This window comes from Gulosibacter macacae, assembly GCF_003865375.1.
In the GTDB taxonomy this organism is placed as follows: Bacteria; Actinomycetota; Actinomycetes; order Actinomycetales; family Microbacteriaceae; genus Gulosibacter; species Gulosibacter macacae.
Genome location: NZ_RQVS01000002.1, coordinates 36,670 through 62,750, shown reverse-complemented (window position 1 = coordinate 62,750; position 26,081 = coordinate 36,670). Strand labels below are relative to the sequence as shown.

Below are 26,081 nucleotides of genomic sequence, written 5' to 3'. Positions count from 1 at the left end.
ACACATCGCAGCCGTGCAGCGCAAATCGAAGTTGGTGAAGTGCTTGCCGCGCTACTCTCGGGCGCCCGGCGGCCGCCTTTCAGGCATCAACCCGAGCTGCTGCAATACGGCCACTTCGTCACGCACCGCCCAGTGCTCGGCGAGCCGATCGTCCTCGGTCCGGTAGATGTGAATTGACGGCATCGAATACTCGCGGCCCGCGGCCGCAGGTCCGTGCACTTCAGCAACGCCGACACCGTGACCGGTGGCACGAATCACAATGCGGTCTGGCGTGGTGATGAGGTCGTCAAGCGTGTAGGTGATGCCCAGCACCTGCGTCACGAAGGTGAGTGCCCGGCGGTACCCCTCGGGGCCGGGAGGTATCGAGGCGCGTGCCCCATGATCGACAAAGTCAGCGGTGACACAGTCAGCTAGACCAGACAGGTCGCCCGAGTTGATCGCATCCTGGATGCGCAGGGCGGCGGCTTCGGCGGGGTTAGTGGTCATGATCGATTACCCTTTCACTGGAACGAGCATCCAATGGAATAATGTTCCAGCGAAAGGTGTGGGCATTTCAAGACGTGAATATGACAATTCGGCGCGAATCGAAGCGGCGCGGGCGACGCGTGCCCGCATCCTCGCCGCCGCCCACGAGCTGCTCGTTCGCGGCGGCTTCACGGCCCTCACCATCGCCGCACTCGCCCGCACCGCCAAGGTGAGCCCGCAGACGATCTACAACTCGATCGGCGGCAAAGCCGAAGTCCTCAAGGCCTGCTACGACATCACGCTCGCTGGCGACGACGAACCCGTGCCGCTCGCCGAACGCCCCGCCTTCCGTCGGATGTTCGAAACAGACGACGCGGGCACCTTCATCGACCACTACGCATCCTGGTGCCGAATCGTCTATGACCGAGTGGGCCCACTCCTCGGCGCCGTCACGCAGCCGGGAGTCGGTGGTGACGGCGCGGATGAGTTCATGAACCAGGTCGAGGACGAGCGCCGCCGCGGCACCGCGGGTGCCATTGGCGCGTTCGCCGAGCGCTTTGGACTCAAGGTCGGTCTCAGCCTCGAGCACGCAGTCGATGCAGTGTGGGCGCTCAACTCCCCCGAGGTGTACGACCGGCTAGTGCGGCGGTGTGGCTGGACGGCCAACGCGTACGAAGAGTGGCTTGCGAAGCTGTTGCGCGGGGTGCTGGTGGCCGGGTGAGCTCCCTCGAACACGGCGAGCTCCCCTCATCTTGAGGGACACTCACCAGATCGAGGCGATCCCATCCCCCACAATCACGCCCGCAATAGCCGCCACGCCCCCGGCACCACTTCGACCTCGAACCCACCGTGCCCGAGCGGCTCACCATCGGCGTACACCGGCAACTCGGCAGGCCCCACCACCTTCATGCGGCGCACCCGACGCAACGCAACCTGCGGCAGAAGCGTATGCATCCCGATCATTGCGCTCGGGAACACCGCCAAGAAACCTATGCGCGGCAGCGAGGCGACCGTGAGCACATCCAACAGCCCATCGGCGAGATCGGCCTGCGGCGCCACCTTGATGCCGCCGCCCATTGACTTGCCATTCAGCGCGGCGACGAGCGTGACTTCGCGCGTGGCCGCATCCTCATCGTCGAAAGCCACCACAAACTCGCGCGCTTCAAACGACCCGGTCACGAGCAGAATTGCCGCGATATAGCGCAGCGTGCCGGGCACCCGCCGCAGCACGTTCGCCCGCTCATTGACGAGCGCATCGAACCCGAAGTTCACCGAGTTCGCCGCCCACACTTCGCGGTCACCGCAGCGCACGCGCATGGCATCGACCGACTCAGTAAACGCATCCGGATGCTCGAGGGCGCGCAGGAGCCGATCAAGCTGCTCGGTGCGCGAACGCCGCGAATACGGAATACCCGCCGAACGCGCGAAGTCATTGCCGCTGCCAGCCGGCACGATTCCGAGCGGGATGCGCGTGCCCGCGACGAGGTTCACGCCGAGCTGCACCATGCCGTCGCCACCGCGCACGACGACCGCGATAACACCGCGATCGAGTTCGTGACGGGCGCGAGCGAGTAGCGAGGATGCATCCGGCTCATCAACGACGACGAGTTCGTAAGTGCCCACTCGCGCGCTCGCGTGGGCACGCAGGTAGCCGAGCGTTTCGGCGTCGATGCCGGTGCCGGATGCGGCGTTGAGCAGCACGAGCACGCGCCCCTGGCTCACTGGTGATTTCGCCACGCTCGCATCCTACGATCCACAGGCGACCGAGAGTGTCGGTGGCACGACCTACGCTGGGATGCATGGCTTCGAAGACCCGCGCGCGCCCCGATTACGTCTGCACCGAGTGCGGTAACGAGGTCGTGAAATGGGTCGGGCGATGCCCCGAGTGCCAGGCCTGGGGCACCGTTGTTGAGCGCGGCACGAAGCAGGGCGTGCAGTTTCGCGCTGAGCCGCTCACGCCGACGACGAAGGCACGGCCGATCACCGACACTCCCCCGCGCGAGGCGCGGCATTGGCCAACGACGATCGGTGAGTTTGACCGGGTGCTCGGCGGGGGCATCGTGCCGGGTGCCGCGATCCTCCTCAGCGGCGAGCCGGGTGTTGGCAAGTCGACCCTGCTCATTGAGACCGCATCGAAGGTCGCGGCGACTGGCGCGAAGGTGCTCTATGTGAGCGCCGAGGAGTCGGTCAACCAAGTGCGCCTGCGCGCAGAACGCACGAATGCACTGCATCCGACGCTCTATTTGGCCGCAGAATCTGACCTTTCGACGATTCTTGGCCACGTGGATGAGGTCGAGCCGGCGCTCCTCATCGTCGACTCGGTGCAGACGGTCGCCTCGGCCGAGATTGACTCGCTTGCTGGGCAGCCGAGCCAGGTGCGTGAGGTGGCTTCGGCACTCGTGCGGCTCGCGAAGTCTCGGGAGCTCCCGGTGATCATCGTCGGTCACGTAACCAAAGACGGACAGGTTGCGGGTCCGCGCTTGCTCGAGCACCTTGTCGATGTCGTCGCGCACATCGAGGGAGATCGGCAGACCGCGCTGCGATTCGTGCGCACGTTGAAGAACCGTTTCGGCCCGACCGACGAGATCGGTTGCTTTGAGATGCAGGGCGATGGGATGCGCGAAGTGCCCGATCCCTCGGCACTGTTCGTGAGTACGCGAGAAGAGCCAGAGGCTGGCACCTGCGTCACCATTGCGCTGGAGGGGCGCCGCGCGCTGCCGGTGGAGATTCAGGCGCTCGTGGCGAGTACCCACTCACCGAACCCTCGTCGTGTGGTCAATGGCGTCGAATCGAGCCGCGTCGCAATGTTGCTTGCGGTGCTCGAGCGCCGCTGTGAGATCCCGTTCGTCGACTACGACGTCTATGTCTCGACGGTTGGCGGCGTGAAGCTGACGGAGCCAGCATCCGACCTGGCGATTGCGATCGCGCTGGCATCGGCTCACCGCAAGGTCCCGATCGATCCGCGCGTTGCGGTGTTCGGTGAGGTGTCGCTCGTCGGTGAGATTCGCAAGGTGGTGTCGGAGTCGCAGCGTGTGTCCGAGGCGAAGCGGCTTGGGTTCAACCAGCCGATTGGTTCGGATGCGCAGAAGCTCAGCGATGCAATCGCGTCGCTTGGCATCGAGCCACCCAAGAAATAGCGGCCATCCCTCGAGGCCGTCCCGGAAACGGGCTGGTGCCCGCATCCGGTTCAGGATGCGGGCACCAGCGGTGCGTCAGTGACTACGCGTTGCGGCGGCGCAGCATCAGGGTGATGCCAGCGGCAGCGATGAGGAGCGCAGCGGCCAGACCAATGGTGAGCGGGCCACCTTCGGTACCGGTCACCGCGAGGCCACCGGTCGAGCCGGAGCCAGCGGTTGCGCCGGGCGCACCCGGAGCCGGGGGCACCGGAGCCGAACCGTCAGCGTTGAGCACCGTGAAGGTGACGGTCTTCACGAGGTCGCCCTGGGTGACGGTGATGGTGTAGACACCGGCCGGCCACGGCAGGTTGTCCTCGATGAGCTCACCAGTGTCGCCATCGAAGGTTGCCCAGGTGAGGCTGCCCGCGAAGTTGCCGTCAGCGTCAGCCGTACCGGTCGAAACCTCCGAGGTGACGCCGTTCGGGTCGGTGAGCGACACGGTCAAGGCGGTGTCCGGAACCCAGCCGGTGCCAGCGTAATTCACGCCAGACTTCGACTCTTCCTGGGTGTAGGTGTCCTTCTCGACCGCGAGTTCGGGTGCGTACTCAATGGTGATCGCGGCCTCAGCGGTCTCGCTGAGCGAGCTGAAGGCGACGACCGTGTGCGCACCGGGCTCGGTGCCGGCCGGAACCGTGAACGTGAAGGTTGCCGAACCGTTCGCGTCGGTGGTGACGGTGCCAAGCACTGCCGGACTCGAGTGGAGTTCCAGGCGCACCTCGTCGTTCGCGGCGAAGCCGGTGAGCGTCACGGTGACCTCGTCACCAGGGGCAGCAACGCTCGGGTCGACCGTGATCTGCGGGTTGGTGACAAAAATCGGCAGGTCGACGAACGAACCCGAGGGCTGCGCGACGAGGTGCAGATTGTTGAGGCCACCAGGGATGCTGGTGGGAACCGTGATGGTGAGCTCTGCCATCGTGGTCTCGCCGTTCGCGGTCACACCGGTGATCGTGGCGGTGCCAACCGGGATCTCGTCGATGAAGGCCTCAACATTGGTGTTCGCGATGAAACCGGTCGAGCGCAGGTCCACGTTCTTCACGGTGAAGGTGTGGGTGTCACCAGCGGCGAGCACCGGTGCCGCCGCGAAGGCGTCAGCGGTCGGCGCCTCGGCGAAGTAGCCCTCAACCTGGAAGCCGTTGCGGTACGGGTCGTCCTTGAGTTCCTTGTTCGGCAGCGAAGCTACGTACGACTTGAAGGCGTCGAGGTCAACCCAACCGGTGTCGTGCTTGGCCGTGGCGTCCTTGATCGCGTGGAAGTTGTCGCCACCAGCCGCGAGGAACGACGGCATGGTCACCTTGTAAGTTGCGGCGAAATCAAGCGGTGCACCATTGATGGTGATCGACGTGATGCGGTTGCCCTCGGGCAGGTTGGCGTCGTAGGTGTACTGCACATTCGACGAGAGGCCGAGCTGCAGGTACGGGCGCGAAGGCACGTTGCCCTCGACGTCGCGCTGCCACTGGTTCTCGAAGACTGCCTTGAGGGTGGCGCCGGTGAGCTCCACGACCGAGAGGTTGTTCACGAACGGGAGCACGGTCTGTGCGTCCTTGTAGGTGAGCACGCCGTCACCCGCGATACCCGAACGGATACCGCCGGGGTTCATGATGCTGAGGTCTGAACCGATGGTGGTGTTGTTCTGCGCCCAGATGCTCATCGAGTCAGCGATGACCGTGCCAAGCGCCGACTCTTCGTGACGCTGGTCAGCAGCACCTGCGACGCCACCCGACCACGCAACGGCACCACGGCTGAAGTCGACGTTCACGACGCCGATCGGCTCGGCGCCAAGCACACCGGCCTGAGTGATTGCGGCGGCCTTGATGGCGAGGATGTTGTTGTAGGCGGTCGCCGATTCAGCCGAGAGGCTCGCGGCGTCAACGGCAGCGGTCGTGATGAGCACCGAAGTCGAAGCCACGATCGCACCGGTGGCGTCGATGTCGAGCACGAGCTGGCTGATCTGGTTGCCGTACTCGCCCGACTGAAGCACCGGACGAGTCTTGCCCTCAGCGCCCGGAACCGGGAGGTCGTAAGCGTACGAGCGGTGGGTGTGCGCGTTGTAGATCGCGTCGACGTCAGCCGAGGTGTTGTTCACGATGTCAGCGAAGACGGGGTTGGCGAGGTTCTCGTCAACCGCACCCGAGACCGGGCCGCCCTCGTGGTACGAGGCGATGATGACGTCGGCTTCACCGTTAGTGGCGTCGCCGTCGGAGAGCTGTGCGGCGTACGCGTTGACCGCGGCAACCGGGTCACCGAAGGTGATGCCGGCGATGCCGTCGGGCGAAACGAGCGCAGCGGTGTCACCGGTGACGGCACCGATGACCGCAACCGAAACACCGTTGATTTCGACGATGCGGTAGGCATCGAGCGCGGGCGAGCCATCAGCGAGGGTCACGTTGGCAGCGAGCACACCGCCGACACCAGCGAACTGGGGCGCGATGCGGTTCTTGGCGTCGTCGTAGCCAGCGTCGAACTCGTGGTTACCGGCGGTGACGGTCTGGTTCGCGCCAAACTCGAGGAGTGCGTCGATGGTCGGCTGGTCCTGCTGGACGGCTGACTCGAACTCCGAGGCGCCGACCTGGTCACCGTTACCGATAATGAGCGAGCCCGAAGCACCGAAGGCGTCGCGGGTCTGCAGCACCGTGCCAGCGAACTTCTCGAGGGTCGAGAGACGCCCGTGGAAGTCGTTGTAGCCGATGAGGTTGATTTGCGTGATGCCCTCGGCAGCCGAAGGCTGGATGATCGCACCATCGGTGTTGACGGTTGCGAGGGCCGGTGCCGCAAAACCGGTAACCGCGACAGCGGCTCCGGCGACGCCGGCAAGCGCACCTCGCAGGAACTTTGAACTGAGAGCCACGCGGCCCCTCCTCGTCAGATAGTCAGCAAAGACTCAGACAAGGCTTCACGTCAAAGTAACGGCCACATCACAGCACATGAACGCGAGGTAAACGCATCCGGTCGGCTGGACCCTCTACTCAAGAACAAATATTGTCGGGCCCGAAGAAATGCCGCCAACGGTCACGGTGAGGTTGTAATAGGAGCCACCGGCCACAGCAGACGGTCGCTCACCCTCGCACGTGTCTGGTGTTGAACGCTCGCGCACCCAGGTGATCGCTGGCGCATCCTGCTCGTGACCGGGTTCGAGCTGCACGAGCTGGCTTGCCGGATCGACCTGACAGTGCGTCGACACCCAAATCACGTCGCTGCCCGAGGTCACTTTGAACTCCTGGGCCGCCGTGCCGACATCAAGGATGCACGGGGTATCTGACGTGTTGGCGAGGTGGAAAGAGAACTGTGGTTGCGCATCCGCGCCATAGAACTCGGCATCGGTGCGGGCAGTGACCGTGACCTGCGCAGGAGTGCAAGCCTGCGGCTCAGCTGGCGGTTCTGACGTCGGCTCAGGTTCCGGTTCTGCGGTCGGTTCTTCGGTCGCGGCCGGCGTTGGTTCGGATGCGGGCGTCGTCGCCGGAGCCGACTCGGCAGCCGCCGCAGTCGGCGTCGGGGTCGGGTCGGATGAACCGCCCGAGCCGACGAGCGCGGCGATCCCCCACCAGAGCAGGGCGATCGTCACGAGCAGCGCCACGAGCGCCACCAGGCGCCGACGGCGGTACACCGCGGGTGTGGGCTTATCGGCGCTCATGCATCCAATTTACGTAGCGAGCCCGCGCTCACGCGGCAGGCGCGCGGAAACGCACCGGGGCGGTACAGGTTGCCCTGTACCGCCCCGGTGGGGAGGATGCGACTACGCCTGGTTGCGTCGACGGTGCAGCAGCACGCCACCCGCTGCGACCGCGATCACCGAAGCGAAGGCGATGAGCAGTGCGAGATCGCCGTCGGCACCGGTGGCCGCGAGACCACCCTTGTCGCCGGTCTTGTCGCCCGCCGGAGTGATCGCGCTCGGCACCGGTGAGGTGGACGGCGCCGAAGCGCCAGGTTCGCCGGTGCCGGGTTCGCCCGTGCCGGGCTCCTCGGTCTCAGCGATCACTTCGAGCGGAGCCTCGAGCGAGATGCCCGACTCAGCGCCGGTTGCAACGACCATGTGGTCACCAACGGTGGCGTCTGCCGGAACCTGGAACTCGAACGTGGCGTTACCGCTCGCGTCGGCGGTCGTGGTGCCGAGTGCGATCGGGTCGGAGTGCAGCTCGAGCGCGATTTCTTCGTTCGCGCCGTAGCCGGTCATCGTCGCCACGACGGTGTCGCCGTGCTTGGCCGTGTTGCGGTCGAGCACGAGGGTCGGCTCGGTCGGTTCAACGGGCTCGTCGGCGACCTTCACCGTGACGGTGAAGTCGAGTTGCGAGAACGACTGGATGAGCGAGCTACGCGCAACTGACCAGGTGCCAGCCGCCGACTCCGTGACGGTCACGGGCTTGCCGCTGATGCTGTCCACCGCGGTCACCGAGACAATCTCGAAGCCCTCGTTTGCAGCGGCCTTGAGCGAGATCTCCGAGCCGAGGAAGTAGAGCTGACCCCACGCATCCGCGGTCTTGTTCGCGTAGTAGAAGTCGGCACCGTCGACCCAGAAGGCCGGGGCGTCAACCGCACCATCAACGAACGAGAGCGCCGCGAGGTCATTGCGACCAGTGGTCTCGCCCTCGAGCAGCACCTTGGCGCTTGCGGTCACCGACGAGAAGCCAGCCGAGAACGAGGTCGACTCACCCACGGTGACCGTCGCGGTGCCGACCGCGGCGAGGCGGTCCATCACCGTGCCGGGGCCGGTGGTGCCGTCGGCGTGGATGAAGGTACCCGAGTGCATCCCAGTCTTCGACTGCGGCAGACGGGCGTCAGCGTCGTTGAACACGGCGACTTCGCCCGAGAAATCAACCGGGATGAAGATCTCGACCGCACCAGCGGGGAGCTTCGGGAAGGTGGCCTTGCCGTTGTCGAACGAGCCGATCCACCAGTTACCGGCCGCGTCCTTTGCGTAGGCGTTGCCGGTGCGCAGCTCGTCAACACCTTCGTCGAAGGCGTTGTTGAGGTTGGCGTCGCGGAAGAACGTGACGTCGAGCGAGCCGGTCGTCACCGGAGCCGGCTTCACCGTGACGGTGAAGTCGAGCTGCGAGAACGAGCGGATGAGCGAGCTGCGCTCCACCGACCAGGTGCCGGCAGCCGACTCGGTGACGGTGACGGGCTTCCCGCTGATGCTGTCAACGGCGGTCACCGAAACGAGCTCGTAGCCCTCGTTCGCGGCCGCCTTGAGCGAGATCTGCGCACCGAGCAGGTACGCCTGGCCCCAAGCATCCGCGGTCTTGTTCGCGTAGTAGAAGTCAGCACCGTCGACCCAGAAGGCCGGGGTGTCGACCGTACCGTCGACGAACGAGAGGGCAACGAGGTCATTGCGACCCGTGGTCTCGCCCTCGAGCAGCACCTTGGCGCTCGCGGTCACCGACGAGAAGCCCGCGACGAACGACGTCGATTCACCGACGGTGATCGTCGCGTTGCCAACTGCCGAGAGGCGGTCCATCACCGTGAAGTTGGTGGTGGTGCCGTCGTCAAGCACAAAGGTGCCCGTGTGGCTACCGGTCTTCGACTGCGGCAGACGCGAGTCGTCGGCGTCCTTGAAGACGGCAATTTCGTTGCCGCCGTCAACCGGGATGAAGATCTCGACCGCGCCTGCGGGGAGCTTCGGGAAGGTGGCCTTGCCGTTCACGAACGAGCCGCCCCACCAATTGCCGTCGGCATCCTTCGCGTAAACCTGGCCGGTGCGCAGCTCGTCAACGCCCTCATCGAAGGCGTTATTGAGGTTGTCGTCACGGAAGAAGGTGACGTCGAGCGACCCGGTGGTCGCCGCAGCCTCAGGCAGCTTGATGCCGACGAGGGCCGGGTTGTGGTCGGATGAACGGTACTGGTCGGGTGCGTAGAACTGCGTGACGTTGTAGTTGTCACGGCTGTACTCGAGCGCGAGCGGCTCGTACGCGTTGATCGTCCAGATGTCGGTGCCGGTAATGAGTTCGGTCGCGGCCGCCGAAGCGAACACGTGGTCGAGCGAGCCGACCTTGCCGCGGAAGAGGTACGAGTATTCGCCCTCCGACTTGAGGTTGGTGTAGCCGGCGTCGGTGATGGTGGTCACCGGAGTCTCACCCGAGTAGGCGTTGAAGTCGCCGGTGAGGAACACGAGGTCGGTGCCCTGCTTGGTCTGCTGGGCGGCGGCGAAGGTCACGAGGGCCTGCGCCTGGCGGGTGCGGTCACCGTTGAACGAGCCGGTGGCGTACGCGTCGCCGCGAGTGTCATCGGCGTTGTCACCGGTGCCCGAGCCACCCTTCGACTTGAAGTGGTTGGCGATGACGACGATCTTCATGTCGTCGTGGCCGACCGGCGAGAAGGTCGCCGCGAGCGGGGCACGCGCGTTGACGAAGGCGGGGTCGGCCAGGATCTCGCTCGTGCCTGCGACGTAGCTCACCTCGGCGGGCTGGTAGATGAATGCGGTGCGGATGACGTCGTCACCGGTCGCAGGAATGGTAGCCGGCGAGGGCACGAAGTCCCACTTGCCGGGGTTGTCCTTGTTGAGCATGTCAACGAGGTGGGCGAGGGTTGCGTCACGCTCGTGACCGAAGTCGCTCGAGTCCTCGATTTCTTCGAGGGCGACGACGGATGCGTCGAAGCCGTTGATCGCGGTGACGATCTTGGTCTCCTGCTTTGCGAACGCGGCCTCCGAGAATGCGCCGCGCACGGTGCAGTAGTTCGCGCTGACGGGGTTGCCCGCGCGGTCGTTGTAGGCGCGGCAACCGGGCTCGTCCTGACCGAGGTCGGTGAAGTAGTTAAGCACGTTGAAGGTGCCGAGCGTGAACTCGCTGCCCACAGCATCCGGTGCCGCTTCGCGCACGTCGCCGAAGGTGACGGGCGAGTTGGTGAGGCCAACGACCTGCTGCTGCGGCTGGAAGCGCCACTCGCTGAACGAGTAGTCCACGATCACCGGCGAGGCGAACGTGACCGGAGCGCCGACCGTGACCGGAGTTTCGAGCGTGAGATAGGGCAGCGGCGAGTTCTTCGCCGTGTTGTTGGTGAGGTAGTTCCAGCTCGAACCGTCGTCGAGGATGACCTTGCGCGCTTTGTTCTCGGCGTCCTGGGCGATGGCCGTGTCGGATCCCGGCGCAGCAACCTCAGTCGGCTGCACAAGCGGGGTGGTGCCGGCCGCGAGGCCGATCTCGCCGTAGGTGTTGAGGCTGTAGTTGTCGGCGACCACGAAGTCACCGGCGGGCAGCACAAGCATGCCTTCGAGAAGCTCACGCTCTTCGTTGGTGGCCGGCCAGGCGGCGGCGGCCGGAATGGCTTCGCCGAGCGGGGTCGACAGTGTCGTCACCTTGGTCGGGGTGATCTGAGTCTGCTCGAAGTACTCGCTGACGCGGCCCTCGACCTCAACCGAGTCGCCAACCTTGAGGGTCGCGGCGTTGCTCGCGGAGTAGACGAAGATACCGTACGAGGCGTTATGCGCGGCGGCGTCGTAGGTGGCGCCAGCGGTCTGGATGTAGAAACCAGCCTTGCCCTGCGGGTACACGGCGGTGACGACACCCTGGGTGGTGACGGTCTGGCCGTTCAGCGGGCTGGTTGCGCCGGTGCCGTGGATGCTCGCGATCGGGGTGATCGTGACCGTCGGGTCGGTCGGGTCAGTCGGATCGGTGGGATCCGTCGGATCAGTCGGATCGGTGGGATCCGTCGGATCAGTCGGCGTTGACGTGGTTCCCATCGGTGTGGGCGCACCCACGGCGAAGTCAACCGCGTTGTTGTCGGTGTCGGCGATCGGCGCAACACGAGCAGCCGAGGTCGCGTTCGTCAGCGCCGGCGTGGCCTTGGTTTCAAACTTGCTCGCCGAGCCGTAGCCGACGAGGTCGATGACCGAGCCATCGGCGGCAACGAGTTCGACGGCACCGTTCGCGCCAGCCATGGCCAGGCCACCGTCGACATCCGGGGTAATGCCGGGCAGGTCGCGGTTGTTGCCGTAGGCCGCGCCAACGAGGAAGTAGCCACCGGGTTCGATCGTGCCGGTGAGCGCAGTGCGACCGCCCGAGTTACCAGACGAGGCGTAGTACGCAACCGCCATCCCGGTGAGGTCAACGGCCTCACTCGAGAGGTTGTAGAGCTCGATAAAGTCACGGTTGAATGCAGCACCCGAGTTGCCACCTCCGCCGTAGACCTCGCTGATGACGACGTTCGTAGACGCCGCATCCGCGCGCTCGATCGAGCCGAAGCTCGCGAGGCCCGTCAACCCGAGTGCGGCGACAAGGGCGCCAGCACCGAGTTTCTTCATTACATTCCGCGAGTTTCGAATCCTTCGCTAGTGAGGTCTAAGCAAACTCAGAGACTTCGGGAAGGTAACGATCAGGGTGAACGTCAAAGTGAACGCCAGGTTATTGGCATCCGACGCGAGGCCGACGTTCCGCACCACCGTGCCGAACGAGAGATGTAGTTGGATGCGTCTAAAGATGCGCGATCATGCGCGTGTTGCCGAGCGTGTTCGGCTTCACCCACGGCAAATCGAGGAACTCTGCCGTACCCACATCGGGCGATTGCAGAATCTGTTCGTAGGTCGCCGCATCCACGATTTGCTCTTCAACCGCCTCAAAACCGTGACGGCCAAAAAACTCAGTTTCAAAGGTGAGGCAGAACAGGCGCGAAAGTCCGATCTCGCGGGCTTCATCCATCACAAAGCGCAGCATTCGCGCGCCAACGCCGTGGCCCTTGGTTGACGCCGACGTGGCAATTGTGCGCACCTCACCGAGGTCGTGCCAGAGCACGTGCAACGCCGCGCAGCCAACAATTTGACCCTCGGAAGTGACCGCGACGCAGAACTCCTGCACCGCTTCATAGAGCACGACCAGCTCTTTTTGCAGCAGGATGTTCGCCTCAACGTAGGGCTGAATAAGTTCGTGAATGCCCACGACATCGTGCGTGCGCGCCTTCCGAACCGTGATTTCCTGCATCGGAACAGTCTAAACGCTGCGCGTAGGATCGTGCCATGCGCCTCGGAGTTCTCGACGTCGGTTCGAACACGGTCCACCTGCTGGTCGTCGATGCCCAACCTGGTGGTCGGCCGGTACCGAAGTCGTCGAAGAAGACGGTGTTGCGGCTCATGAAGTACCTGCAGCCCGACGGTTCGATTTCGGATGAGGGTGTCGATCGGGTCATGACCGCGATGCACGACGCGGCGCGGCTGATCAAGGCCGCGAACCTCGATGAGCTGCTACCGATGGCGACGAGCGCCCTGCGCGAGGCGACGAACGGCGAGAAGCTGCTCAAGCGCATCCGCAAGGAATGCGGCATCGATCTGCAGGTCATGAGTGGCGAGGATGAGGCGTCGACGACGTTCCTCGCGGTGCGTCGTTGGTTCGGCTGGTCGGCCGGTGGCATCATGCTCATCGACATTGGCGGCGGCTCGCTCGAGATCGCAATCGGCAATAACGAACTGCCCGATGTGGCGATGTCGCTGCCGCTTGGTGCGGGGCGAATGACGAAGAACTTCTTGCTCACCGACCCGCCACCCGAAGATCAAATGGATGCGCTGCGCGCCCACGCGCGCAAGCATCTGCCGCGCGCGGTGCGGCGCTTCGGGGAGCTGCCGTTCCCCGATCAATACATTGGCTCGTCGAAGACGATTCGTTCGCTTGCGCGTTTGGCCGGATCGGTCATTGACGGCGTTGGTCCGAATGATCGGGTGACGCTGCGGAAATGGCAGCTCGATGACTGGCTGCCGCGGCTCGCGCAGATTCCGGGGACGGCGCGGTCGGCGTTGCCTGGCATCACGCAGGATCGCGCCTTCCAGATTGTGGGTGGCGGCATTGTGCTGTCAGAGGTAATGGATGCGTTTGGTATCGAGCAACTCGACGTGTCGCCGTGGGCGATGCGCGAGGGCGTGCTGCTCGACTACCTCGACCGGCTGCCGCGGACTGTGGGGAAATAGCAGAGGGCGGGCCTCGATACGGCCTGCGGCCCACTCGACCAACCAACTATCTGGGTGGTCGAGTAGGAGCGCAGCGACGAATCGAGACCACGGCCGCACTACTCCCCCACGAGCCGATTCGCGGCGAGCATGATGTGGTGGTCGAGTCCCTGTTGCCCGAGTGACCACCCCTCCCCGAGCAGTGCCTCAATCCGCTCCAGCCGCTGCCGCACCGTGTTCTCGTGCACGAGTAGCCGCTCAGCCGCCCGCGCGACCGAATGCCCCGCATCCAAATAGGCGGCCGCGGTATCGCAGAGTGCTGTGCGGTGCTCGCGGTCATAGTCGATGAGCGGTCCAATTGTGTCGGCAATTGCCTGCTTCGTCGGCTCGATCGTCACCCGTGACAAGAACGCCCCGATCGCGCCGTACGACAGCAGCGAGACCAGCGTGCGCGGATGCTCTGACTTGCGCGCCGCATCCAATACACGCTGCACGAGCGCGAATTCCTCGGGCACGATATCGAGCATGTGCAGGGCCGGCGAGTGTCCAACGAGCAGGCCGCCGCGGCGTCGCGTCCCGGGTCCTTCCAGCTCGCGCTCGATCTGCACGAACGCTCGCTCGGGCACGATGCACACGACCTCACCCTCAACGCGCGTGCGCAAGAGTGCAAGACCGAAGTCGAGTTCGAGCCGGTGGTCAAAGTCGCGCAGCGATGCATCCGAGCCGGTGCCCACGAGGATGCGGAAAGGTTCGCCCTCCCGCACGCCATAGTCGCCGAGCTGTCGCACCGCGACGGGTGCGAGCCCACTTGGCGGCGGCGCTAGCAAGAGATCAACCAACTCGCGTCGTCGCCGCGCGAGGTCGCCGCGCTCGCGGTCTTGCGCGCTGAGGTAGGCCCCGAGCATCCGCGCACAGCGCTGCAGCACCACCTCGTCGCCCGGCGCGAGTACGCCGTCAACAAGCACCGCACCGACCGGTTCGTCGCCGCGCATCGCGGCCATGACCGCAAACGGGTCGCCGGCTTCATCGCTCGAGTTCATGGCGGCGCCCGAGCGCGCCGAGAGCGCAATAAGCGGCCGTTCAGCATCGCCGATCTCAGCGGCAGCATCACGAATGTCGTAGCGCACGGTGAGATCAACCAAGCGCACCTCGCGGCCGAGCGCGCGGGTCATGCCGTCGCGTAGCTCGGCGAGGCCACCGCTCGAGGCAATTGTTTCAACGAGGGCGTCATCGGCGTCGACGACGCGTTGGGTGGTCACCAGAGCGGCCGAGAGCTCCTCAGCGCGGGCGCGTTCCCGGCTCGCCGCATCCGTGAGTTCATCGAGCCGGCGAGTGTTGTCGATGGCAACCGCCGCTAGGTTCGCGAGGGTCTGCGCCACGAAGATCTGCTCATCATCAAAGCGATGCGCCACGCGGTTCGCGACCATGAGCGCACCAATGACGCGGCCGGCGATGCGCATTGGCGCGCCGAGAATCGCGCGCACTCCTTCGGCTTCGACGATGCGGTCGATCTCGGGGTCGTGCACGAGCATGGCATCGGATGCGTAGTCGTACGTCTGCACCGGACCGCCCGATTGCGCGACCCGGCCAAGCACGCCGGCACCAAGCGGCATGCGCAGGTCGCGGTATTCCGAGGTCCACACGCCGTCCGTCTCGACGATGCGGGTGTGCGCGGCAGCCTCGTCATTGAGGCTGAGATAGGCCATGTCGACGCCAAGGAGCGTGCGGGTACGGGTGACGAGTTGCTGCATCGCCGCCGAGTCATCGCGAATCGAGGTGACTGCCGCGGCAATCTCGGCAATCGACAGCGCTAGGCGGCGCTCTTGGCGCACTTGTTCGAGGAAAGTGTCGCCCGCATCCGATGGCATCGCGGTCATGTAGAAAATTCTACTGGTGATTGTCATTCATAGAGAACTATCCATGTAATGGCGTAATGGAGCCAGCCAAGATCAATGCAGCGCACTTCGCGTGCCGAGGCACTTCGAGAACCTCAGTGCACCACCGCCTCGCGTGCCGAGGCACTCGAAGCACAACACCGCCTCGCGTGCTGAGGCACTCGAAGCACAACATCACGATCATCAACGGAGACGATATGACGCAGCCCGCCACCACGAGCAGCCGCACAATTCGCGGAGCCGTGCTCAACCGGCTCGGTGCCGACGCACCCTACGCCGAGACGACGCCGATCACCGTCGACGAGCTCGAACTCACCGGCCCCGCCGAAAACGAGTTGCTCGTGCGCATCGAAGCTGCGAGCATCTGCCACTCTGACCTTTCGGTCGTCAACGGCTCGCGCCCCCGCCCGATGCCGATGCTGCTCGGCCACGAGGCTGCCGGCATCATCGAAGAACTCGGCTCGAACGTCACCAAGTTTGAGATCGGCCAGCGCGTCGTTCTCACCTTCCTCCCCCGCTGCGGCGAGTGCCGCGAGTGCCGCACCGATGGCAAGCTCCCCTGCTCGAAAGGCTCGAAGACCAATGAAGCCGGCACGCTCCTCGACGGCACCGGCCACCTCACCCGCTCGGGCGACGAGGTCAAGCACCACCTCGGATGCTCGGGCTTCGCTTCGTACGCCGTCGTCGACCGCCGCTCGGTGGTCGCCGTGGGTGACGATGTGCCCCCGGCGATCGCAGCCGTGCTCGGTTGCGCCGTGCTCACCGGTGGCGGCGCCGTACTCAACGCGGCGAAGCTCACCGCTGACCAGTCGATTGCAATCGTCGGTCTCGGTGGCGTCGGCATGGCTTCGCTCCTCACCGCGCTCGGCATTGGTCCGGCAAAGGTGATCGCAGTTGACGCGAACGACCAGAAGCTCGAACTCGCTCGCGAGTGGGGCGCCGATGAGGCCTACACCCCGGCCGAAGCTGCCGAGCAGGGCATCACCGCCGATATCGTCATCGAAGCCGTCGGTCACCCGCGCGCCTTCGAGACCGCCTTCAAGATGATCGGCTTCGGCGGCACGCTCGTCACCGTCGGCCTGCCGGCACCCGGCGCAATGAGCGAGATCGAGCCGCTCAAGCTCACCGCTCGCGCCGAGACGGTCATCGGCTCGTACCTCGGTTCGGCCGTGCCCGCCCGCGACATCCCCAAGTTCGAGCAACTCTGGCGCGAGGGCAAGTTGCCCCTCGAGCGCCTCATCTCGAACACGATCACGCTCGAAGAGATCAACGAGGGCATGGATGCGCTCGCCGCCGGCACCGTGCTGCGGCAGATCATCTCGTTCGACTAGCCACACGACTTCACAAACCACAAGACAAAGGACACACCACAAATGACCAAGCACTACCGCGTCGCAATTCTCGGCTCCGGCTTCGGCGGCCTCGGCATGGCTGCACAGCTCGTGCGCGCCGGCATCGACGACTTCGCTGTCTTCGAAAAGGCCGACTCGGTCGGTGGCGTCTGGCGCGACAACACCTACCCGGGTGCCGCCTGCGACACCCAGGCCCACGTCTACTGCTTCACCTTCTTCCCGCACCTGCGCGTTTCGCAGATGTTCGCCGGTGGCGACGAGATGCTCGGCTACCAGGTCGCACTCAAGGATGCGTTCGGCATCGAGAAGCACATGCACTACAACTCGGAGATCGTCGAGGCTCGCTGGAACGAGGCCGAGGCACTCTGGAACATCAAGACCCGCAACGGCGAGGAGTACACCGCCGACTTCTTCATCCCCGCTTGGGGCCAGCTCAACTCGCCGAAGATCCCCGGCTGGAAGGGCCGCGAGAACTACCAGGGCATCCAGTTCCACACCGCTGAGTGGCGCCACGACGTTGACCTCACCGGCAAGAAGGTCATCCTCATCGGCACCGCGGCCTCGGCAGTGCAGGCCGTGCCCGAGGTTGCCAAGGTTGCCGGTCACCTCGAGGTGTTCCAGCGCTCGGCGAACTACATCCTGCCCCGCGAGCAGATCACCTTCTCGGCCGAGCAGCTCGACACCTTCGAGCAGCACCCCGAGACCTTCGAAGAGTCGCGTCGCCTCATCCACGACATGCGCGAGGCTGGCTTCGAGCGCACCCGTAACAACACTTCGGCCCAGGCCGAGGGTCGCCAGGAGTCGCTCGACTACCTCTACTCGGTCGTCAAGGACGAAGAGCTCCGCGAAAAGCTCACCCCGAACTACGACTTCGGTTGCAAGCGCATTCTGCGCACCTCGGCTTTCTACCCGGCCCTCCTGCGCGACAACGTCTCGCTCGTCACCGAGGGTGTCGACCACTTCACCGAGAAGGGCATCGTCACCACCGATGGCGTCGAGCACGAGGCGGACGTGATCATCTACGGCACCGGCTTCTACTCGCAGAACTTCCAGGGCGACCTCAACATCGTTGGTCGCGACGGCGTCACCCTCGCCGAGCGCTGGGGCGAAGAGGATGCAGAGGCCTACATTGGCCTTTCGGTCGACGGTTTCCCGAACATGTTCCTCATGTACGGCCCGAACACCAACCTCAACCACAACTCGGTTGTCACCATGCTCGAGATCCAGCAGCACTACGTCATCGACGCACTCGAAAAGACCGCTGACCTCGACAAGGTCTCGCTCGACGTGAACCGCGACAAGCTCGACAGCTTCAACACCGTGCTTCAGGAAGAGATGGAAGGCTCGTCGTTCTCGAGCGACTGCTCGAGCTGGTACAAGAACTCGAAGGGCAAGGTCATCAACAACTGGTCGGGCACCGTCGAGGAGTACCGCGACTGGGCCGGCGAGTTCAAGGCTGAGGACTACCTCGTCAAGTCGGGCGCCGACGTCGTGTCGGCCGAGACCGTCGGTGCGCAGGCGTAATGACCGACCTCATCCCGCCCCATGGACTGATTGAACTCAGTGAAGTTGCCGCCGACCAGCGGCCGCTGATCGAGGCGTTCCGTGCGAACGGTTCGCGCTCTTTCCAGGATGCGGGTTCGATGGCGGCGTCGCGCGAAGCGTACGAGACCTCCTCAGCAGCCAATGGGCTGGCGAAGGATGAACTCGCGCTGGTCGAAGACGTTGCCATCGGCAGCGGTGACGAGCAGTTCGGCGTGCGGGTGTACGACCCGCGCGCCGAGCGCTCGGCCGCGGATGCGGTGCTCGTCTTCTTCCACGGCGGCGGCTGGGTTATCGGCTCGCTTGAAACCCACGACGCCGTCTGCCGTCGCTTCGCGACGCGCACCGGGCTCCCGGTCGTCGCGGTCGACTACCGCCTCGGCCCGGAGTTCCCATTCCCGGCCGCGCACCTCGATTGCCAGCGCGCCATCGAGTGGGTTCGGGATGAGTCGACGGCCCGTGGCTGGAATGCCGAGCGCATCGTGACGGTCGGAGACAGCGCCGGAGGCGGCCTCGCCACCGCGCTCGCCTTCCTGCCCTCGCTTGCCGTCGATGGCACCGAGATCGTTGCGCAGCTCCTCCTCTACCCGGTGCTCGACCTCGCGAACGAGTCGCCCTCGTACGCGAAGATTGAAGAGGGCTTCCCGCTTACCGCGAACTCGATGCGCTGGTTTGCCGAGAACTTCCTCGCCGACCCGGCCGATGCATCCGACCCTCGCGTTTCGCCGCTGCTCGCGGTTGAACTCGGGGATGCACCGCAGCCGCCGGCCTGGGTGCTCTCGCTCGGGCTCGACCCGCTTGCCGATGAGGCAATCGAATATGCGGGCCTGCTCGCCCGCAACGGCACGCGCGTCGAGCATGTGCACCTGCCGCACCACGCGCACGGGCTGTTCACTTCGGCGGGCAAGATCCGCACCGGCGAAGAGATGATCGACCGGGCTTCGGAGTTCCTCGAGCGCGTGCTCTGACTCGGTTGGGCAGATGCCACAGGCGGCCGGGTGGATGAGGAGGAAGCTCCTTACTCCACCCGGCCGCCTGCGTGTTAGCTAGTCGAGGCGGTTGCCCTCGGCGTCGTACTTGTAGAAGCCCTCACCACTGGCCCGGCCAAGTTTGCCCTGGTCGATGAAGTTGGTCTTGAGGAACTGTGCGAATGCCGCGGATTCGGGGCTCTCTGCCGCGCGCGCCATCGCGAGGTTGTACGGCGTCACCATACCGATGATGTCGTAGATCTCGAATGGGCCCTTTGGCGCGCCGGTCGCGCGCCGCCAGGTGAGGTCGATCGTCGGAGCATCGGCGACGCCTTTGACAAGCAGTGCAGCGGCGGCGTTGAGGAACGGCACCAGCAGTGAGTTCAGGACGTAACCGGGCTGTTCCTTGAGCACCCGAATCGGGACCATGCCGATCGCTTCGGCGAACTGCACGAGCTGTTCGAACACCTCGTCGGCGGTGCCCTCGTGCCGCATGATCTCGGCGGTGTTTTGCACCCAGATGTTGTTCGCAAAGTGGAGCGCCACAAACTTGTCTGGGCGGTCGACGGCGTCAACCATGTCGCTGAGGAGCAGCGTCGATGAATTCGTCGCGAAGACCGTGTGCTCGGGAGCTACCTTCGAGAGCGCCTCGTATGTCGACTTCTTGATGGCGATGGTCTCGGGAACCGCTTCGATGACGAGGTCGGCGCTGGCGACAGCCTCGGCGAGATCACTCGTGGCGCTGATGCGGGCAACCGCGGCATCAAGCTGCTCGTCGGTGGCCTGCAGGTCGCGGCGGTAGTAAGTCTTGAGTTGTTCCCAGCGCTCGGGAAGTCGGTCGAGTGCCTCATCACTAATGTCGTAGGCGACAACCGGGATGCCGCAGTAAGCCGTTTGAAAAATGATCTGCGAGCCAAGCACGCCAGTGCCCAGCACAGTGACTGTATCGAAGGGTGAAGTGGTCATAGCGGATCGCGCTCCTGACTACGGCCGTCGGCCGTGCGGTCGACGGCGGATGGTGACTCGGTCAAACGACCGGCCGGGATGGGTCTTCCCCCCTCAATCTTCGCGGTGCGCCGAGGCACAAGCCTCAGAATTTCCCAGTGTTCGCTCAGCTATTTGGCAGTGGCTTTTGCCGCGCGACCAGAACGGCATCCTGTCTATTCGCCACCAAGCTGAATCGGGCCGGTATGCGGAGGCTTTGGCACATATATCGGGATATAGCGCCACATCACGAACGCCCCGAGGAGCCCGATCACACCAAAGGCCCCTGCCGCAAAGGGCAGGCCCGCAAGGGCGACAAGCCCTGAGACGATGAACGGGACGGTCGCACTGGAGGCATCGGTGATCGTGCGCCAGGCACCGAGGAAGGGTGCCGGTTGCACCGGGTTGGCAAGATCAGCACCGAGGGTCATCACGATGCCCGAACCCACGCCATTGGCGACCGCAACAAACCAGGTGATCGCGGTGAACCACCACTGCGCCTCGGGGGCACCGTGCACAAAGGCGAGCGCACCAAAGCCAACACCCATGCCGACCATAGCTGGCACGGCACTCGCGGCGCGACCGAACTTGTCCATGATCCAACCGCTCGTGAAAAAGAGCGCGAAGTCGATGGCACCGCCGATACCCATGACGATCGAGACGGTCGCCGCATCCATGCCAATTGAGATACCCCACAGCGGCAATAGCACCTGACGCGCAGCCCGCAAGGCCATCATGGCGCCCGCGGCGAGCCCGAGTCGCACGAGCACATCACGGCGGTCGACGATGGTGCGCCACAGGCCCTCAGGCTTCGCGGCGGTGTTTGCTACGGACGGCTGGCCGGGTCGGGCGAACTTCTCGATGTCGGGCAGCACGAGAAGCGAAATCACCACGAGGATCGAACAGGCGATGAATGCCCAAAAGTTGGCTTGCGGTGTGCCGGTGAGGCCGATGAGCCAGGCCGCAAGGAACGGGCCAACAAACATGCCCGAGCGGAAGACGCCGCCGAGTGATGACATCGCTCGCGCGCGCACGCGACGCGGCACGTAGGTCGTGAGGAATGCCTGGCGGGCGAGCGCGAAGGTCGCGGTCATGAGGCCTTGCAAGAGCACGCCGATCATGAGCATCCAGGCCGTCGTTGCGTTCGCCGAGATGAGCGCACCGATAATGGTGGCCATCGCCGCGAGGATCATCGCGCGCCGCTCACCAAATCGACTCACGACGCTCGATGCGGGCAGGTTGCCGAGCGCCTGACCGATAAGGAGCGAACCTGCAATAAAGCCAGCGAACGCGGTCGAAGCACCAAGGTCGGTGGCAACGGCCGAAATGACCGGGATGATCGCGCCCTGCCCGATCGAGTAAATGAAGGTAGGCAGGAAGGCGATGAGCAGCACCTGCCAGAGCGGTGCCGCATCATCCTGATTCGACTGTGCGCGTGCCACCCGCCAACCATACGCCCGCGGCCGGATGCGGCGAAGTTCAGTACTTCTTCAAGGCGTTCGGGTCACCTGCGGGCGCAGGCACTCAGGGGGTCGACACCGAAACACCGACGCGCGGAGGTTTACCCTTATTCGCCCGCACGCCGATGGCCGTGATGCTGTAGCCATCCGGTGTTTGCACATAGTCGAGATCGCCGCCCTGGTAGTTCTGAAGCATCGGCCAGCCCGTCTCGGTGACGAGTCGGTCAAGTAACGCTTCGGCGACCGCCTCGACGTCGGCGTCCGCAACAAGCGCGACTGCCCCACCACCGGGATACCAGTAGAGACCCGGTTCGTCGGCACAGCTGATGAGTGTGCTCGCCACCTCGCTTGGCGCGGGCAGATCCATCGCGGCGGGATCTTGCTGCTCGCTGGGTACGAGCGCGAGCACCTGCTCGGAGAGCTCGATCGAACGGGCACGAACATCGGCGACGGTGAATTGCACTTGAGTCTCCTCGGTGGATGCGGTTGGGCTGGCCCGGAACGCGCAACCGCTGAGTAGCAGTGCCGCGACCATTGACACGATGGCGAGACCAGCCCTAGTCATTGCTCGTCTCCTCGTAGAGTGCGGCCAGCACTGGTTCGTTGGTGTCCGGCCCCTCAGCGACACGGATGTGGTTGTCGACCTCGTTCTGCCACTGCACAAATCCCCAGTCGGCCACAATATTCGGGTCGAAGTGGTGCTGCTCATAGGCAGCATCCTCTCGTGGCGTGTGCTTGAACGGATCGATGTAGTTCAGCGCGTCGATACCGTACTGGTAGTGATCGTAATTCGTGGTCGGGTTCGCTTCCCAATCGCCGGGTGCGTAAGAGCCCGCAATGGAGTGGATGGAGTAAACCCTGGTCTGGGCCCCTCGTTGCAATTGCTCGAGTTCGCCGAGAGTATCCGCGAGTATCGCTGCACTCAGCGAGACCGAACCGTTGGAGTCGAGGTCGAGCCGGTGGAGGCCCGCAAATGCTTCGGCATGCTCGACACCTTGTTCAACTTCGGCAACACCATCGTCAGCGATTGAGGTGGCACGCATGAGGTCGACACAGAGGGCCTCGAGCCGGTCGGCTTCGGCCCGAGCGGTGCGCAACGCGCCGCGTACCGCAGCAGCGCTAGCGCCCTGTGAGGCAAGCGCCTGTTCGGCGGGGTAGAGCCCTTCGCCAACGTTCTCGTACACCCTGGCGGTATGAGGGGTCGTCATAGGCGTCGTGAAGTGGCGCGGCGCGCCACCCGATGAGGTCACTCCAAACCACCGTCTCAGCGCATCCTGTAGCCGGGTAGTGCGCCACTGGCACTGCTGAAGTTATTCGCACGGTCTTCGTCGACGTTGCTGAGTGCGTCCGCTACAGCAAGGTGTCCGATTCGGCATCGTTGAGTTGCTCGATGTGTGACGCCACAGAGTCATCTAACGCGGTGGCAGCGCTTCCGGCCGCGGCAATGGCGGTACCACCGGGCATTGCGGTGGCCACTTCGCCAGGTACTACCGTGACCTTGCCGTTGCCGGCCTCGCTCGCGCCAGCAGCAAATGCGCCCGCCGCGGCGGCGAGATCGCCATCGATAATCTCAAGAGCGGCCACTTGGCCCCTCCTTCGTCTGCGATCGCTCAACGCTAGCGATTGGGGGTCGGATGCTACATCCCTCACGGCGCGAGAACTGTCCGCTATCTCGGGTCACGTCACTCGCAAGGGAGACTCTGGACGCACTTCGCTGATTGAGGAGTTGCCGGCCAGACGGAGGAAGGCCCCTGCCGAAGCAGAGGCCTTCCTCGTTAGTGAACTAGATCTGCGAGCTAGCCGCGGTCCGCCATCGACGCACCAGCATCCGCGATACCAGCGGCGCCAACGTCACCGCTCGCGGCACCGACAATGCCCGATGCTGCACCCACCCGCTCAGGGCGGCGCACGTCGAACTTGAACTCGCCTTCGGTGAAGTCGACCGACACGTGGTCGCCACCTCGCAACTCGCCCCGCAGGATCTGCTCCGAGAGCTGGTCCTCGATCTCGTGCTGCATCGCGCGACGCAGCGGACGCGCACCGAGGGCCGGGTCGTAACCCACCTTGATGAGCTGCTGCTTCGCGGCCGTCGAGAGTTCCACGGTCATATCACGGTCGAGCATCCGCTCGGCCAGACGCTTCGTGAACAGATCGACGATCTCGAGTAGCTCGTTCGGCGAGAGCTGCGGGAAGACGATGGTGTCGTCAACACGGTTGAGGAACTCAGGCTTGAAGTGCTTCTTCAGCTCTTCGTTGACCTTCGCCTTCATCCGCTCGTAGCTCGTTTCGGTGTTGCCTTCGATCTGGAAGCCAACCGGGCCACCCGAGATGTCCTTCGTACCGAGGTTCGTCGTCATGATGATGACGGTGTTCTTGAAGTCGATCACGCGACCCTGGCCGTCGGTGAGACGACCCTCTTCAAGAATCTGCAACAGCGAGTTGAAGATGTCGGGGTGCGCCTTCTCGATCTCGTCGAAGAGCACCACCGAGAACGGCTTGCGGCGCACCTTCTCAGTGAGCTGGCCGCCCTCTTCGAAGCCCACGAATCCAGGAGGGGCACCGAACAGGCGCGACACCGTGTGCTTCTCACCGAACTCCGACATGTCGAGGGTGATCAGCGCCGATTCGTCGTCAAAGAGGAACTCCGCGAGCGCCTTCGCGAGCTCGGTCTTACCCACACCGGTAGGACCGGCGAAGATGAACGAGCCCGAGGGACGGTTCGGGTCCTTGAGGCCGGCACGGGTACGGCGAATGGTGCGCGAGAGCGCCTTGATCGCCTCGTGCTGGCCGATGACGCGCTCGTGCAGCGCGTCTTCCATGAACACCAGTCGCGCAGTCTCTTCTTCAGTGAGCTTGTAGACCGGGATGCCCGTGGCCGCCGCGAGCACCTCGGCAATGAGCCCCGCATCCACGGTGCCCACGGCCTTGACGTCGCCAGCCTTCCACTGCTTCTCGAGGCGCAGACGCTCACCGAGCAGCTGCTTCTCGTCGTCGCGAAGCTTCGCGGCGCCCTCGAAGTCCTGCAGGTCGATGGCCTCTTCCTTCTCGGTGCGCACCTTGGCGATCTTCTCGTCAAGCTCGCGCAGTTCCGGCGGCGACGAGAGCACTGACAGGCGCAGACGTGCGCCAGCTTCGTCGATGAGGTCAATTGCCTTGTCGGGCAGCTGACGGTCTGAGACGTAGCGGTCGGCAAGGTTGACGGCGGCGACGACGGCGTCGTCGGTGATCGTCACCTTGTGGAACGCCTCGTACTTGTCGCGCAGGCCCTTGAGGATGTTGATCGAGTGCGCGACCGACGGCTCATCCACGATGATCGACTGGAAGCGGCGCTCGAGCGCAGCATCCTTCTCAAAGTGCTTCTTGTACTCGTCGAGCGTCGTCGCACCGATCGTCTGCATCTCGCCGCGCGCAAGCATCGGCTTGAGGATGTTCGCGGCGTCGATGGCACCTTCGGCAGCACCGGCACCAACGAGGGTGTGAATCTCGTCGATGAACACGATGATGTCGCCCCGCGACTTGATCTCCTTGGTGACCTTCTTCAGGCGCTCTTCGAAGTCACCGCGGTAGCGCGAACCGGCGATAAGCGAGCCGAGGTCGAGTGCGTAGACCTGTTTGTCCTTGAGCGTCTCGGGCACTTCACCCGCAACGATCGCCTGGGCAAGGCCCTCAACGACCGCGGTCTTACCGACGCCCGGCTCACCAATCAGCACGGGGTTGTTCTTGGTGCGACGCGAGAGGATCTGCATGACCCGCTCGATCTCCTTCTCGCGCCCGATCACCGGGTCGAGCTTGCCGTCACGGGCAAGCTGCGAGAGGTTCTCGCCGAACTGGTCGAGCACCGCCGAGCCCTGCGGCGCGTTCGCGGCACCCTGCTCAGCACCGGCGGCGACCGGTTCCTTGCCCTGGTAGCCAGCGACAAGCTGAATGACCTGCTGACGCACCGAGTTGAGGTCGGCACCAAGCTTCACTAGCACCTGGGCAGCGACGCCCTCGCCCTCGCGAATGAGGCCGAGCAGGATGTGCTCGGTTCCGATGTAGTTGTGGCCGAGCTGCAGGGCCTCGCGCAGCGACAGCTCGAGCACCTTCTTGGCGCGTGGTGTGAACGGGATGTGGCCGTTCGGCTTCTGCTGGCCCTTGCCAATGATGTCTTCGACCTGCTCGCGCACGGCCTCAAGCGAAATACCGAGCGACTCAAGCGCCTTTGCGGCGACGCCGTCACCCTCGTGGATGAGCCCGAGCAGCAGGTGCTCGGTGCCGATGTAGTTGTGGTTGAGCATCTTCGCCTCTTCCTGGGCGAGGACGATCACGCGACGAGCTCGGTCGGTAAAACGTTCGAACATGGCATCTCCTTCGGGCTCTAGCAGCCACTGCACTCGGCAC

At 64.6% G+C, this 26,081-nt stretch carries 18 protein-coding genes and 1 pseudogene; 6 read left to right on the top strand and 13 right to left on the bottom strand.

The features are described 5' to 3' along the window. Positions 1–51: 51 nt before the first annotated feature. Positions 52–486 carry an ester cyclase gene (locus EG850_RS01850; protein ID WP_124969275.1) on the bottom strand — a complete coding sequence of 145 codons (435 nt, stop codon included), beginning with the start codon at positions 484–486 and terminating at the stop codon, positions 52–54. Between EG850_RS01850 and EG850_RS01845 the strand changes: the two genes are divergently transcribed. Further along, positions 485–1,186 (top strand): TetR/AcrR family transcriptional regulator, encoded by a 702-nt coding sequence (locus tag EG850_RS01845; protein WP_124969273.1) that lies wholly within the window; start codon positions 485–487, stop codon positions 1,184–1,186. The two genes, EG850_RS01850 and EG850_RS01845, sit on opposite strands and share 2 nt — an antisense overlap. 74 nt (positions 1,187–1,260) lie before the next feature. On the opposite strand, the gene EG850_RS01840 is transcribed toward EG850_RS01845, so the two are convergent. Next, the gene (locus EG850_RS01840; RefSeq protein ID WP_124969271.1) at positions 1,261–2,202 is read right to left on the bottom strand and encodes a diacylglycerol/lipid kinase family protein; all 942 of its coding nucleotides are present in this window, start codon (positions 2,200–2,202) and stop codon (positions 1,261–1,263) included. A 62-nt stretch (positions 2,203–2,264) separates the two neighbouring features. On the opposite strand from EG850_RS01840, the gene radA reads away from it, so the two are divergent. Then, complete coding sequence (gene radA, locus EG850_RS01835) at positions 2,265–3,602, top strand: DNA repair protein RadA (protein WP_124969269.1); 1,338 nt, start codon at positions 2,265–2,267, stop codon at positions 3,600–3,602. Positions 3,603–3,684: 82 nt separating this feature from the next. Here the strand turns inward: radA and EG850_RS01830 are convergent, their stop codons facing one another. The 4 genes and pseudogenes from EG850_RS01830 to EG850_RS01815 form a co-directional block, all read right to left on the bottom strand. Then, positions 3,685–6,486, bottom strand: a complete 2,802-nt coding sequence (locus tag EG850_RS01830; RefSeq protein ID WP_124969267.1) for a bifunctional metallophosphatase/5'-nucleotidase — start codon at positions 6,484–6,486, stop codon at positions 3,685–3,687. A 114-nt stretch (positions 6,487–6,600) separates the two neighbouring features. Continuing rightward, complete coding sequence (locus tag EG850_RS01825) at positions 6,601–7,269, bottom strand: hypothetical protein (protein ID WP_124969265.1); 669 nt, start codon at positions 7,267–7,269, stop codon at positions 6,601–6,603. A 2,217-nt stretch (positions 7,270–9,486) separates the two neighbouring features. Beyond that, positions 9,487–11,871: pseudogene (locus EG850_RS13730) on the bottom strand (ExeM/NucH family extracellular endonuclease); the annotation flags it as partial. A gap of 169 nt (positions 11,872–12,040) precedes the next feature. Next, positions 12,041–12,544, bottom strand: coding sequence for an amino-acid N-acetyltransferase (locus EG850_RS01815; protein ID WP_124969261.1), 504 nt, complete (start codon positions 12,542–12,544; stop codon positions 12,041–12,043). A gap of 35 nt (positions 12,545–12,579) precedes the next feature. Here EG850_RS01815 and EG850_RS01810 point away from each other — a divergent pair, with 35 nt between their 5' ends. Then, positions 12,580–13,521, top strand: coding sequence for a Ppx/GppA phosphatase family protein (locus EG850_RS01810; protein WP_124969259.1), 942 nt, complete (start codon positions 12,580–12,582; stop codon positions 13,519–13,521). 98 nt (positions 13,522–13,619) lie between these two features. On the opposite strand, the gene EG850_RS01805 is transcribed toward EG850_RS01810, so the two are convergent. Continuing rightward, positions 13,620–15,377: a helix-turn-helix domain-containing protein gene (locus tag EG850_RS01805; protein ID WP_185714904.1), complete on the bottom strand. Its 1,758-nt coding sequence runs from the start codon at positions 15,375–15,377 to the stop codon at positions 13,620–13,622. Between the two features lie 215 nt (positions 15,378–15,592). Between EG850_RS01805 and EG850_RS01800 the strand changes: the two genes are divergently transcribed. The 3 genes from EG850_RS01800 to EG850_RS01790 are packed head-to-tail and all read left to right on the top strand — an operon-like array spanning position 15,593 to position 19,257. Further along, the gene (locus EG850_RS01800; protein ID WP_124969255.1) at positions 15,593–16,726 is read left to right on the top strand and encodes an alcohol dehydrogenase catalytic domain-containing protein; all 1,134 of its coding nucleotides are present in this window, start codon (positions 15,593–15,595) and stop codon (positions 16,724–16,726) included. 42 nt (positions 16,727–16,768) lie between these two features. Next, positions 16,769–18,271, top strand: coding sequence for a flavin-containing monooxygenase (locus EG850_RS01795; protein ID WP_124969253.1), 1,503 nt, complete (start codon positions 16,769–16,771; stop codon positions 18,269–18,271). Continuing rightward, positions 18,271–19,257 (top strand): alpha/beta hydrolase, encoded by a 987-nt coding sequence (locus tag EG850_RS01790; protein ID WP_124969251.1) that lies wholly within the window; start codon positions 18,271–18,273, stop codon positions 19,255–19,257. Before EG850_RS01795 ends, EG850_RS01790 begins: the two co-directional genes overlap by 1 nt. A 78-nt stretch (positions 19,258–19,335) precedes the next feature. Here EG850_RS01790 and EG850_RS01785 read toward each other — a convergent pair whose 3' ends face one another. The 6 genes from EG850_RS01785 to EG850_RS01760 all read right to left on the bottom strand — a co-directional run bounded on the left by EG850_RS01785 (position 19,336) and on the right by EG850_RS01760 (position 26,041). After that, entirely contained in the window at positions 19,336–20,223 is an 888-nt protein-coding gene (locus tag EG850_RS01785; RefSeq protein WP_124969249.1) for a 3-hydroxyacyl-CoA dehydrogenase, read from the bottom strand. A gap of 194 nt (positions 20,224–20,417) precedes the next feature. Beyond that, positions 20,418–21,683 (bottom strand): MFS transporter, encoded by a 1,266-nt coding sequence (locus EG850_RS01780; protein ID WP_185714903.1) that lies wholly within the window; start codon positions 21,681–21,683, stop codon positions 20,418–20,420. Between the two features lie 82 nt (positions 21,684–21,765). Continuing rightward, the gene (locus tag EG850_RS01775; RefSeq protein WP_124969247.1) at positions 21,766–22,266 is read right to left on the bottom strand and encodes a VOC family protein; all 501 of its coding nucleotides are present in this window, start codon (positions 22,264–22,266) and stop codon (positions 21,766–21,768) included. Next, the gene (locus tag EG850_RS01770; RefSeq protein ID WP_214609491.1) at positions 22,259–22,909 is read right to left on the bottom strand and encodes a hypothetical protein; all 651 of its coding nucleotides are present in this window, start codon (positions 22,907–22,909) and stop codon (positions 22,259–22,261) included. Before EG850_RS01770 ends, EG850_RS01775 begins: the two co-directional genes overlap by 8 nt. 142 nt (positions 22,910–23,051) lie before the next feature. Then, positions 23,052–23,285: a hypothetical protein gene (locus EG850_RS01765; protein WP_124969243.1), complete on the bottom strand. Its 234-nt coding sequence runs from the start codon at positions 23,283–23,285 to the stop codon at positions 23,052–23,054. Positions 23,286–23,497: 212 nt separating this feature from the next. After that, positions 23,498–26,041 carry an ATP-dependent Clp protease ATP-binding subunit gene (locus tag EG850_RS01760; RefSeq protein WP_124969241.1) on the bottom strand — a complete coding sequence of 848 codons (2,544 nt, stop codon included), beginning with the start codon at positions 26,039–26,041 and terminating at the stop codon, positions 23,498–23,500. Positions 26,042–26,081: the final 40 nt, after the last annotated feature.